Source organism: Bacillus sp. BP-3, from assembly GCF_028401955.1.
Classification (GTDB): Bacteria; Bacillota; Bacilli; order Bacillales; family Bacillaceae_G; genus Bacillus_A.
In genome coordinates this window covers 26,567-38,855 of sequence record NZ_JAQOTJ010000023.1, presented here as the reverse complement: position 1 = coordinate 38,855, position 12,289 = coordinate 26,567, and the positions used below count along the sequence as shown (strand labels likewise).

Below are 12,289 nucleotides of genomic sequence, written 5' to 3'. Positions count from 1 at the left end.
CACCACATTCCCATCCAGTTACTATCTTTAAATAGGCCCTACACAAAAATTTTGTTTTTCTACAGTTAGTTATAAGGATTCATCTTACTTTTTCTTTTTGGGATTGCTCTGTTTTCTTAAGTTGATGGATGTAGGATTCTACCAAAAAATCACGAAAAATATACTCTATGACATGTATTCTCTTTTTATTGAATAGGGACGTTGAAGGAGAATTCCTATTTGATTTCAAAAGTGTAGTCCTACGTACCCTTAAGTCGTTACGAGTTTTAGTAATTCTTGATTACTTCAATAACTTTATTTGAAAATTACTTGAAATTCATTAATTTATGGTTAATTATTTTAAAGTGATTGCTGACGGTTCTATTACATATCCAAATGCTCGCTTTGCTTTTGAAATGTTAAAAGAACTGAAAGTTCTTTAAGAAATATAATAACAAAATGACTTTATTATTCTTATGAACATTGAGATTTTAACAATGCATGAAATTAAGCATGTCTTGTCGATGTAGTAAAACTTCAGTAATGTTACTCCACTGAAGATCCGGATTGTGGAATAAGGACATTGAATTAAATAACAATGTATCTGAAGAAGGAGTCATATTTTCATTAGTTGAATTATTTAGTGAAAACTTTTTAATAGTTACAATACGCGCTAAGGAGGATTTGGAATGAACAGAATGGAATCGTTACTTCAAAACTGGGACTTTTGCTATGATAAAGAAGATTGGTATCCGCCGCTCACTGATGCAATCAAAGCGCTTACGGCGGAGCAAGCAGATTGGCGCCCGGCTGGCGAGCATGCGAACACGATTTGGGAGACAGTTGAGCATTTGATTTTTTACAAGGAACGGTTGCTCAAAAGAATTACTGGTGAGGAATCGCAGTATCCGGAAGGGTTGACGAATGACGATACGTTTGCAGTCGCTTCGAAAACAGAGAGCGATTGGGAAGCCACGCAAAATAGGCTAAAAAGCGCCCATCTTGGCATCCGTGAGCGTATTGCGAATTTAAGCGTTGACCAATTGCAAGCTCTTGTTACTAATCGCCCATTAGACGAGTGGCTGAACAGCCTCATTCTCCATGACGCTTATCATACGGGCCAAATTATCCTGATCCGCAAGTTACAAGGCTCTTGGCCATCGCGCCGCTCTTTTGAATAGGACGAAAAATTGCACTGCAGTTCGAGAACGTGGGGGCCTATATATCACGAATTACATCAAATATTTGTCGAGCTATTTGACGAAATGTCGGCAACGGAGAAAACGTCTCCTAACAGCAGCTTTAGCACAGATATGTTACTTGACGGCATTAAGCAGCAATTCCTATTTATTCAAAGAGATGAGTGCGGTTATTTACCTGAGGGAATTGTGGAACAGCTTTGTTAACATTTATTTCTGGTTTACGGGTTTAAAACAAATAAAGTAGGTCTGCCTTGAAAAAGTTAAAATAGGATGATTGAGCTAACGAAAACGATACTTGAATGACAGAAAAAAAGCAGGCCAAGACTGAATTATTCCAGTTATGGACTGCTTTTTGTGATGCTCTCACAAGAATACATGTAAACAATGTGCAGAGCCCTATATTTCAAGGTTTTTTCACATTCGAGTACAGATAACCGCGAAATGTTGGCAGGACCCCATGCTCATCAACCTAAGATTTTGAAATAACCCAAATATGAAAATTTGATATCTCTACGGTTATTTATGAGAACTTAGCTCATTTTTTTCGTTTTGGGGAAAGTTATTCTGATTGGGTTGATGGGCATGTATGGTGACCACAATTAGAAGGTATATCATTTGAACATTCTATTATATAACCATTTTTAGCTGTCCAACTTAATAGACCCTTCCAAAAGTTCTCACAGACATTAATTATTTGTTTGGGATCAGAAAGATACCCATACATCACCATTTTGCAAAGTACATCAAATCCTTCTGGCTTATCTGTAAAAGCTATAGTCTCAGGCAATACTTGAGCTGACGTCGTAAAATATCGTTTGTTGTGTAATCCTAAAATCATCGCACCTGTAGTTGCTATTTTTATAGCTAAAGTAGGTAAGAATGTTTCAGGTCCTTGAATTTCTATATTTCTTAATTTCCCAATGTATTCGTACATTTCTTCAACTAATGTTTTACAAATCGCTTCTTGAAAAATTGTGTGATCTACAGAACTTGCTTTTTGTCTTAACTCTTGGAAAAATTCTTCAGGATCATATATTGGTAGTATTGTGAAGAATTGTCCATGAGTAAGAGGCCATTCTTCTTCTACTGTAGTGGCTTCTTCTACAACATCAGCTGCACTATCGAAGTTTACTTCAGCCTTCCAATTACCTGCTGTCCATTCATAGCTATAGCTATCTTCTAAAGAATGCAAAATACATTTTATTTCAATATCTGAAAATGGACCATCTGTTTTTCTAGCCAAAGAACCGTAGATACCAATAGCTTTAACGTTTGAACCGTACTTTTCTAATATTTGATTTGCTATCGTATAAGCGATTTGCATTCTTTCTTCTCTTGTAACTTTTCTTGGACCAATCATATATATTTCTCCTTTTTTATAAAAATATTGAATAAAATCATATATAAATGGTCAAGGAGGTCCGCGGGCTTAACGAGGGATTTTCTCTGATGTCATTTAAATAAACCACCTTTCTAAATTTATAATATATACAAACCGATAAATATAATAACATCCATTTTATGAATTTAATTGTAAATTTTTTAGAGCGTTTAGTCAAAGTAGAATATAAAGAACTCATTTTTGTTAGAACATGTAAGAATAATTGTTGAGAAAAATTTTCACATCTTCAAAAATAACAGAAAATTCAGTAAAATATTATCTAAAATAGAGGAGGTTTTTTATGAGGAGATACGTAAAAGTAATGCTTTCTATTTTACTTATTATTAGTTTATTTTGGTCGCCTCTTGAATTAAAAGCAGAGGAACAAAATCAAAAAGAACCGATTGTTCTTATTCATGGTTTAGGTGGTTGGGGCCGTGATGAATTGTTTGGTTTTAAGTATTGGGGCGGTTTTAAAGATATCGAGACAAATTTGAACCGACAAGGGTATAGAACATATACAGCTTCGGTTGGACCATTTTCAAGCAATTGGGATCGTGCAGCAGAGTTATATTCGTATTTAAAAGGTGGAACAGTTGATTATGGAGAAGCACATGCGAAAGCGCATGGACATGCCCGTTATGGAAAAACATATTCAGGGGTATATAGCCAATGGGATAATCAACATAAAGTTCATTTTGTAGGACATAGCATGGGTGGTCAGACGGCAAGGGTTTTATTGCAACTATTAAAGGAGGGAAGTTTAGAAGAACGAGAGTATTATAAACAACATCCAGAGGTAGGAATATCTCCGTTATTTGAAGGGAATAAAGATTGGGTACGGAGTGTAACAAGCATTGGTACGCCACATAACGGTTCTACGTTTGCGGATGAAGAAACGATGTCTTCGTTTATTAAAGAATTTGTAATAAAGATTGCTAGTTTATCAGGTAATAATCCGGAAACATTTGGCTATGACTTTAAATTGGAACAATGGGGATTAAAGCGAAAACAAGGAGAGAGCTTCTTGCAATATGCGGATCGAATGCTTAATAGTTCTGTTTGGAAAAGTAAAGATATTAGTGCATACGATTTAACGACAGCTGGATCTAAAGAGCTTAATCGATGGGTAAAAACATATGATGATGTATATTATTTTTCTTATACAGGAGATGCGACGTATCGTTCATTACTGACGGGATATTCTGTACCTTTGTTGACGATGAATCCACTGATGTACTTGTCTGGCTTACATATTGGAAAGTTTACACGAGGATATGCAGAGCCAAGTATTAATGAAAAATGGTGGCCGAATGATGGACTTGTTAGTGTTGTTTCGTCACAATATCCGATAGGACATCGAAATCAGCTGTATGCAGGAAATGCTCAAAAAGGTGTCTGGAATTATACCGTGACAAAATATAATTGGGATCATATCGATTTTATTGGAATCGATCTTGCGGATACTTTGGGGATTAGTGATATATATTCGTTTTATAATGAAGTGGCTGGGAATATTTATCGTTTACCTTTGAATTAGAGGGAGTACCACACATCCATCAACTAAAGAAATCTCTTGTTCCACAAAATATTAGCTTGATCGTGATGTGGTGCTACTCCAATTAGAGGAAGGAAATTAAAATCCCCTTCATTCATATATGGAGGGGATAAAAATATTATAAAAGTTTCGTCAGAATTGCTTTTGCTAAATCTATATTCATGACATGCTTCATAGCTTGGCCTATTCACCTTTCTTAGTTATCTACAAATCTTCCATTATATTACTTAATATAACGTGTTTTCCCTACTTCCTTTTGAATGTTTTATAAACAGTTTTTAAGATAAGAAGTGATGATTTCAAGCAGTTTGGATTGCATGAAATGGAGGATTTCGATAGTAGTTTAACGAATACAAATCTAAATATATAGAAAAGAATGGAGAAATACATATGATACAATATCCGTTTTTACAAAAAGGAGCAACGATTGGGGTAACGGCACCTTCTTCTGGTGTAGATGAAGCGTTACATAATATGTTTAAACAATCTTGTGCAAGTATGGAAAGAAAAGGCTATACAGTCGTTTGCGGAGAAACAGTTTGGACACAAAAGAAAGCGAAGTCTACTAGTGCGAAAAAAAGAGCAAATGAATTTATGGAAATGATGCAAGATGAGGACATTGATATTATTATTCCGCCTTGGGGGGGAGAACTATTAATTGAAATTCTAGAAGAAATTGATTTTGAAAAGATAAATAAGAAATGGTTATTGGGATACTCAGATACGAGTGTTTTATTATTAGCGATAACTTTAAAAACAGGAATAGCGACTGCTCACGGAACAAATTTCGTAGATGTAAGAGGCGAATATTCTGATGATACAACAGCAATGTGGCAAAGTGTGTTATCAACGGAAGCTGGGGATTCAATCACTCAGTATTCTTCAGAGAAATATCAAGCGAAATGGCAACATAATAATCCATCACCGTGTGTGTTTCACTTAACAGAAAATACAAATTGGAAAACACTTTCGAATGGTAATGTGAACATTACAGGTCGATTGCTTGGTGGATGTATCGATGTGATTAGACACCTCATTGGCACGCCATTTGGTAACTTGCAAGAGTTTAGGAAGAACCATTTTCATGACGATCCACTTATTTGGTATTTTGAAAATTGTGAGTTAACTACTACTGATTTACGACGTACGTTGGTTCAAATGAAACTGGCTGGTTGGTTTGATAATTGCTCAGGTATTTTATTTGGACGCAGTGCTGCCAATCATCCAGTAAATGAATATACCGCTGAAGATGTATATGCAGAACTTACTAATGAGCTGCAAATTCCAATTATTTATGATGTAGACTGCGGTCATAGGCCTCCGCAAATTACATTTATAAACGGGGCGTTTGCAGAAGTTGAAGTAGAAGAGGGTAAAGGAGTAATTACACAGCATTTTAAGTAGAAATGTAGAAAGGAACTGACATGAATGGAATATAGAAATATCTTAGAAAAATACCCAACACTCATTGCAGAACGATTATGTTTACGACCGTTAACAATACAAGATGCTGCTGATATATTTGAATATGCTTCAAATCCAGAAATTGCGACGTATACAGTATGGTATCCGCATGGAACTTTACAGGATTCACAAATATTCGTACAGTCGATCCTAGATCAATATGAAAAGGGAGAAATGGCGGCTTACGGAATAGAACTGAAAAACGAAAAAAAGATCATAGGGACGTGCGGTTTTATCGAGTATGACAAAAATCATCATAAGGCGGAGCTAGCGTATGCATTATCGCCAAACTATTGGGGACAAGGCATTGCGACGGAAGCAGCAAAAGCATGTATTCGATATGGATTTGAAGTATTACAGTTAAACCGTATTGAGGCAGGCTGTCATGCTAGTAATGTACAATCAGAACGAGTGATGAAACGACTAGGAATGCAGTATGAGGGAACGTTGCGTAAAGATATGTTTGTGAAGGGAATATATCGAGACACGAAAATATATGCGATTTTGCGAGAGGAATATAATATACAAAAGAGAGAGTAATAGAGAAACAATTTATCAAGACCTAAAATGTAAAAGGTCATGAAAAACAAAAGATATCACATAATAGTCATGACTATTATGTGATATCTTTTTACTTATTGGATCTGTTCCTTATTCATGTTGATATTTACTAAAAATACAAAAAATCTATTTCAATCCTGAATGATTTGTTAAATTACTACATTATTTAATTGAAAAAAGTTGCGACGTTTCTATCAAAGAATTCTAAATGAGATGTGTTGTATAATAAAAGTAGGGATAGTTTGAAATATAGTGTAAAAATAGGAAGTTGAAAGAGGGGATTAATGTGGCATTGATAGTTCCGAAATGCATCTACTGTAAGGAAGATATTAAAAAGGACGAACAAGCATTAGTAATCGTACCCTATCCTAAGAGAAAAGGGTTTACAGAAATTAAAGCCTATTTAAATTTAGAGGGGAAATTTATTTGCGAGAACTGTAAAGACAAATTTAATATATAATCAGGGCTGTTTGTAATGATTTTCTTATTGAAATTATTAATCTTTTTTATAAAAAATTCATGTATAAACAATAATCCCTCTATATTTTGTTTAATCTTTGTTCAAAAAGTAGAGGGGCTTTTTAGGATGGAATCAATGTTATAAATTACTTTTTAATCAAACTGTATTCAAAACCAACAGAAGGAATTAGGTTTTAAAGTTCATTCTCTTTTTATAGAGTACATTTCCGTTTAAGTTGTAATTTTTTAGTAAAGGACACGCCATAAATAAAAGGTAGCGTAAGATTCCCAGTTTTTCCATGGAAACGATATTTCTAAGATTTCATCTTTCGTAGGCTTTCGGTTCATATTACGTAATATTTTTATCGAATTAATAAGGCCCACATCATCGATTGGAAAAGCTGTCTGAAACCTGAGGCAGCGCATTAGAACATAATTGGCTGTCCAAGGACCGATTCCTCGTATTTTAATTAAGTTTTTTTCAGCATCTGTAAAGTTCATTTTCATTAATTTTTCCCTCGATAATTCTCCACTTGCCATTAAACTGGCAATTCCAATGATATATTCACTTTTTTTTAACGTCATTTTAATATCTGCTAGGTCGGTAGGTGTTAACTGTGCAATTCGTTCGTACGGTGGGAACACCCAATACTTTTTATCATTCCATTCGATGGAATCGCCAAACCCTTCTACAAATTGCTTCTTTAAGGAGTACGCGAAGGCTAAGTTAATTTGTTGCCCTAAAACTCCCCAACATAAAGCTTCAAATAAATCGGGAATGCCGACAACTCGCAATCCATAGAATTTTTGGGCAGGCATTTTAAGTAATGGGTCTGCTTTTGCCATTTCATAAAATGGTGTTAAATCGTTATCAAGATCAAACCATTCATGAATATATTTTACAATCTCTTCCCGTTTCCACTTTTCAATAGGTCTAGAATCATTTAGGAATTGAACAACCATTTGTTTATTATTGATTACGCTTACCTGTACTAAGGACCGAATTTCCCCAATCGCTATAACTTTTGTAATTATATCGTTCTCTATTTCATACATGCATTCATTTTTTTCCCTTGTTAGATAGCCTAGGTTAGCATTCATGTCGAAATTTTCAGGTAATGCAATTGCAATAACATCATTGACTTCATGCCATGTCACTTTTTCATTCTCCTCATCTCATTACGATTTTCTATACTATTTACAAAAAAATTATAAGAAAACTCACACTGATTGAAATTTTACTTTATCACATAATAATCTTTATTAATTTTGTTATCTTGCTATTACATTCTAAACACCTTATTTTTTTCTATTTATGAGGTTATAGTGTTAGTTATCAAGAATGCTAAATAGGAGTGGGTAAAAATGGTCCAAGATATAAAAACACGTGTCGAAAACTTAAATTGGGATTCAATTCAAAATGAATTAGATGAGCAAGGATTTGCAAAGCTTCCGGTGATTTTAACAAAAGAGGAATGTGAATTCTTCATAGAATTGTATTGTGAAGAAGAGTCATACAGAACGATAATCAATATGACGAGATATCGCTTTGGGGATGGGGAGTACAAATACTTTTCCTATCCATTACCTGAAATCATCCAAAGTTTAAGAGAGTCCTTTTATCTAGAATTGGCCAAAACAGCCAATCGATGGTTGGGTTATTTAAAGAAAACAGAACAGTTTCCAGATCATCTTCAAGATTTTTTGAACACCTGTGAAAAATATGAACAAACTAGACCGACACCTTTAATATTAAAGTATGAAACAGGCGGGTTTAATTGTTTGCATCAAGATTTATATGGCGACATATTTTTCCCGTTTCAAGTAGTGTTTGTATTAAATCAACGAGATAAAGACTTTTGCGGTGGAGAATCTCTATTAGTGGAACAAATTCCTCGTGCTCAGAGTAGGGGACATGTAATTACTTTAGAACAAGGCAGCGCGCTGATCTTTCCTACTAACCATAGACCTGTTCTAGGTAAAAAAGGATATTACAAAAATACGGTTCGTCACGGAGTAAGCACGGTTACCGCTGGAGAACGATACGGTCTTGGAATCATTTTTCACGATTCTAAATAAAGTGAAACTTTAATCAGTGGGGTTTTTCTTCATCCCCCACTGATTAAAAGCCCTCATCAATCGGGCTTTTACGGGTAGTTTATCTCTCGCCTAACTTCTTTGCTTTTGCTGAATTTTGAGGTGGGAGTATTACTGCCCGTTAATGCGGAATAAAAATTAAACTTCAATATCTTGCTATTCCATTCCTAGAATTGTACATTCTGAATTTATAGGGAGTATATTGTAAGGAGAGGTGAGATAAATGCTGGATAGTATCAATAACGGACATAAAGAGAGCCGTGATCATAGAATTTCGAATGATATAGAAATGATAACAGATGAAAAGTGGCAAGCAATTATAAATAATGATGCAGCGTACAATAATCAATTTTTCTACGCTGTAAAGTCGACAGGGATATTCTGTAAACCATCCTGTAAATCTCGCGTTCCGAAAAAAGAAAATGTATGCATTTTTCCAAACGCAGAAGAAGCTCTCGGCGCAAATTTTCGCCCTTGTAAACGTTGCAAGCCCACTAATGAAAATCTGCCTGATAGCGAGTGGGTTGATTTAATTACTGAATACATTGATAAAAATTTCACAGAAAAATTAACTCTAGAATCGTTAGCAGATATTTGTCATGGGAGTGCGTATCATATGCATCGAACATTTAAAAGAATTAAAGGCATTACGCCGGTTGAGTATATACAACAAGTTAGAGTACACACGGCTAAAAAGTATTTGATTCAGACAAATAAAGCGATTGGAGATATCGCTATATGTGTGGGGATGGCTAACGCGCCTTATTTTATTACATTATTTAAAAAGAAAACTGGACAGACACCAACACAATTTCGTCAAATGAGTAAAATGGAGGGAAAGTACAATGGAAACAAAGAATAAACCAACCCTTTATTGGTCTTTATTAAAGTTTAAGGATTGGAATTTTTATATTGCTTCAACTACAAAGGGGCTTGTGTTTGTAGGTTCACAGAACAAACCATTCGAGGAATTGTTCGAATGGGCTAAGAAACGCTTTCCAGGAAGTTCTCTGGTTGAAGATGATGAAACGCTTGAACCCTATGTCGTTGAAATGACTCAGTATCTAGAAGGAAAGCGGAAAACCTTTACTGTTCCATTTGAGTACGTAGGTACGCAATTTCAGCTAGCAGTCTGGAATGCACTTTGTGAAATTCCTTATGGACAGACGAAATCCTATTCCGACATTGCAAATGATATAAATAAACCAGCAGCTGTTCGTGCTGTAGGCACGGCTATTGGGGCTAATCCGGTATTAATTACTGTACCGTGCCATCGTGTAATAGGAAAGAATGGCTCATTAACTGGCTATCGGGGCGGATTAGAAATGAAGACACAGCTCCTGGATCTGGAAAAGCGAGCTTCATCTAGCAATGAGTAATTATTGCCATACAATGAATGGAGGTTCCGTCATGAAAAGTGAATTATTCTATAAAAGTCCGAAAACCATTCTAAATAAAGGGACTGGCTTTCTTTCTGGATATACTCATTCACTAAATCCTTATACAGGCTGTTCATTTGGGTGTTCCTATTGTTATGTACGCGAAATGCCTGTATCTCTTTTTCGAGAAGGGGAATGGGGAAATTGGGTCGATGTTAAAAAAGGAGCTGCGAATTTATTAAAAAAGGAACTTTATCACGCCAAAGCCAAAGGGAATGTAACCATTTTTATGTCATCAAGTACAGACCCGTATCAACCAATAGAGCATAAGGAAAAAGTGACGCGATCTTTACTAGAAGTTATGGTAGAAGATCCCCCTGACTTCCTATTAGTACAGACTAGAAGCCCACTTGTAATTCGAGATATCGATTTGCTGCAACATTTTAAAGATAAAGTTCGAGTAAGTATGACAATTGAGACAGATTTGGAAACGATACGTAAACATTTTACTCCAAAGGCCCCCCCAATTCAGGTGCGCTTTAAGATATTGGAAAAATTAGCGGCTACGGGAATACCGACCCAAGTTGCTATAGCCCCCATCTTACCGAGTGGGGAATATTTTCCTGTGAAATTGAAGTCATTCGTCGATCGGATATGTATTGATGACTACTTCATGGGCGATGGCAGTGGTGGAAAACGCACAAGAAAACTTGATATTGAGAAAAAATACGCCCAAATTGGTTTAGAAGAATGGTATGGACCACATGTAATTAAAAAAGTATATAACCGATTTATTGAAATCTTTCCGGAAAATCACGTTTATGTGAGCCAGGCTGGGTTTGAGCCGTAAAAAAATAGGAAGTGATTGCATGTATAAAGATTATGAGAAAAGTGCTGAAAATAGAAAAAAGACATTCACCCTGTTGGGGGCCGATATGCATCCATATTAAAGTGATACACCGGGAATTTTTGGTGGGTATCGACCGAGTAAATTATATGGAAGATTAGATTGTCCCTCAGCGATTAGAGCTATAACAAAAGTTGGATACGTTAAACACCGCGTGTTTTTTGCTGATGAACAGACGGCTATATCAGCAGGTTTTAGGCCATGTGCAGTTTGCATACCTGAAAACTATGTACGATGGAAGAAAAAGAAATGATAAGAGGGCTAATGAAAATGTTTAAAACGCATGACGAAATTTTGGATTATTATGATATTGAATCAGTTCGGATTTTTTGTAAATAGAATCGCAGTGATACATAAACGTACACTTTTCATATGCAAACTTATTTTTCATGTTGTCTCAATTTCATTGACCTCTTTATTTTCCTATCCCCGTTTCATACTGCGGATAATACTTTTTGTTTCTTTATCCACACGATTAGATTCCGTAATTTTTTGCAAGGCTTTATTGTATGTAAAATCATCGAGCATGTTGTTTCTTAAATATTCTATTGTTAAATCGGGAAGTTTCACATAACAGATAGAGACAGCCCACGCAACCGCCATTTTGGCATAAAACCCTTCATGCTTTACACGATCCAGGAGGTTGAGCACCCTTTCGATGTATTCGGTCTCGATATAAAAGTCTAGGAGCATAACCACTCCAAATCGTATCTCATATTCTTTCTTAGAAGACAGATAGGGCTGTAAAAACTCCCATACACGTTCTTTATTTTCCTTTGTAGATTTAAGACCTATACAAAAGCTGTCACAGACCGACCAATTATCAATTTTCGGCACAAACGAAGCCACATAAACCAGGAGTTCTTCAATATCCGTCTTAACATAGCCAATGACCATACCTTGCAGCATGATTTCCTCGAAATATTCATCCTTTGCTGTTTCAAGGTAAGTGTGCCAGTCACCCTTTGCAATTTTTTTAGCTATTTTACGAAGCTCTGGCAGCCGAACACCTAATACATTGTTAATAGTAGGTATAAGTGCGGCCGAAAACTTCTGATAGTCTGTATCAATGAGTTCAAAGATTTGTTTTCTAATTATATTTTCCATTCGGGCTCTCCTATTTATTTGATTTCTTTACATTTACTATTTGACAACCTCACTATAACTGATTATTTTCTGGAAAAGTCAAGAATTGAATATAACAGCAAGATATCGAAACAATATTATTAGTTACTTTTAAATATTCCCTTGTATAAATAAAACTGGATAAATAAAAGCTGACTAATAATAATTCATTGGAAG

General features: G+C 35.4%; 13 protein-coding genes. 10 read left to right on the top strand and 3 right to left on the bottom strand.

Annotation, left to right across the window (positions count from 1 at the left end; genetic code table 11):
• The first annotated feature begins 668 nt into the window (after positions 1 to 668).
• Entirely contained in the window at positions 669 to 1,160 is a 492-nt protein-coding gene (locus PLX19_RS23175; RefSeq protein WP_272191227.1) for a DinB family protein, read from the top strand.
• An 84-nt stretch (positions 1,161 to 1,244) separates the two neighbouring features.
• Complete coding sequence (locus tag PLX19_RS23170) at positions 1,245 to 1,385, top strand: hypothetical protein (protein ID WP_272191224.1); 141 nt, start codon at positions 1,245 to 1,247, stop codon at positions 1,383 to 1,385.
• Between the two features lie 355 nt (positions 1,386 to 1,740).
• Here the strand turns inward: PLX19_RS23170 and PLX19_RS23165 are convergent, their stop codons facing one another.
• Positions 1,741 to 2,541, bottom strand: a complete 801-nt coding sequence (locus PLX19_RS23165) for an ANT(4')-I family aminoglycoside nucleotidyltransferase (protein ID WP_272191223.1) — start codon at positions 2,539 to 2,541, stop codon at positions 1,741 to 1,743.
• A 322-nt stretch (positions 2,542 to 2,863) separates the two neighbouring features.
• On the opposite strand from PLX19_RS23165, the gene PLX19_RS23160 reads away from it, so the two are divergent.
• The 3 genes from PLX19_RS23160 to PLX19_RS23150 all read left to right on the top strand — a co-directional run bounded on the left by PLX19_RS23160 (position 2,864) and on the right by PLX19_RS23150 (position 6,124).
• Positions 2,864 to 4,102, top strand: coding sequence for an esterase/lipase family protein (locus PLX19_RS23160; protein ID WP_272191218.1), 1,239 nt, complete (start codon positions 2,864 to 2,866; stop codon positions 4,100 to 4,102).
• A gap of 408 nt (positions 4,103 to 4,510) precedes the next feature.
• Positions 4,511 to 5,524, top strand: a complete 1,014-nt coding sequence (locus PLX19_RS23155; RefSeq protein ID WP_272191217.1) for a S66 family peptidase — start codon at positions 4,511 to 4,513, stop codon at positions 5,522 to 5,524.
• A 24-nt stretch (positions 5,525 to 5,548) separates the two neighbouring features.
• Positions 5,549 to 6,124, top strand: a complete 576-nt coding sequence (locus PLX19_RS23150; RefSeq protein WP_272191216.1) for a GNAT family N-acetyltransferase — start codon at positions 5,549 to 5,551, stop codon at positions 6,122 to 6,124.
• A gap of 726 nt (positions 6,125 to 6,850) precedes the next feature.
• Here the strand turns inward: PLX19_RS23150 and PLX19_RS23140 are convergent.
• On the bottom strand, positions 6,851 to 7,762 hold the full coding sequence (locus tag PLX19_RS23140) for a DNA glycosylase (protein ID WP_272191214.1): 912 nt from the start codon (positions 7,760 to 7,762) through the stop codon (positions 6,851 to 6,853).
• A 207-nt stretch (positions 7,763 to 7,969) separates the two neighbouring features.
• Between PLX19_RS23140 and PLX19_RS23135 the strand changes: the two genes are divergently transcribed.
• From PLX19_RS23135 to PLX19_RS23115, 5 genes are all read left to right on the top strand, one after another.
• Positions 7,970 to 8,683 carry a 2OG-Fe(II) oxygenase gene (locus PLX19_RS23135; RefSeq protein WP_272191213.1) on the top strand — a complete coding sequence of 238 codons (714 nt, stop codon included), beginning with the start codon at positions 7,970 to 7,972 and terminating at the stop codon, positions 8,681 to 8,683.
• 241 nt (positions 8,684 to 8,924) lie between these two features.
• Entirely contained in the window at positions 8,925 to 9,563 is a 639-nt protein-coding gene (locus tag PLX19_RS23130; protein ID WP_272191212.1) for a bifunctional transcriptional activator/DNA repair enzyme AdaA, read from the top strand.
• Positions 9,547 to 10,080, top strand: coding sequence for a methylated-DNA--[protein]-cysteine S-methyltransferase (gene adaB, locus PLX19_RS23125; protein ID WP_272191211.1), 534 nt, complete (start codon positions 9,547 to 9,549; stop codon positions 10,078 to 10,080). The genes PLX19_RS23130 and adaB overlap by 17 nt, the downstream gene beginning before the upstream one ends.
• Before the next feature lie 31 nt (positions 10,081 to 10,111).
• Positions 10,112 to 10,930 carry an SPL family radical SAM protein gene (locus PLX19_RS23120; protein ID WP_272191210.1) on the top strand — a complete coding sequence of 273 codons (819 nt, stop codon included), beginning with the start codon at positions 10,112 to 10,114 and terminating at the stop codon, positions 10,928 to 10,930.
• 115 nt (positions 10,931 to 11,045) lie between these two features.
• Positions 11,046 to 11,240, top strand: coding sequence for an Ada metal-binding domain-containing protein (locus tag PLX19_RS23115; protein WP_272191254.1), 195 nt, complete (start codon positions 11,046 to 11,048; stop codon positions 11,238 to 11,240).
• A 170-nt stretch (positions 11,241 to 11,410) separates the two neighbouring features.
• Here the strand turns inward: PLX19_RS23115 and PLX19_RS23110 are convergent, their stop codons facing one another.
• Positions 11,411 to 12,094, bottom strand: a complete 684-nt coding sequence (locus tag PLX19_RS23110) for a DNA alkylation repair protein (RefSeq protein WP_272191209.1) — start codon at positions 12,092 to 12,094, stop codon at positions 11,411 to 11,413.
• Positions 12,095 to 12,289: the final 195 nt, after the last annotated feature.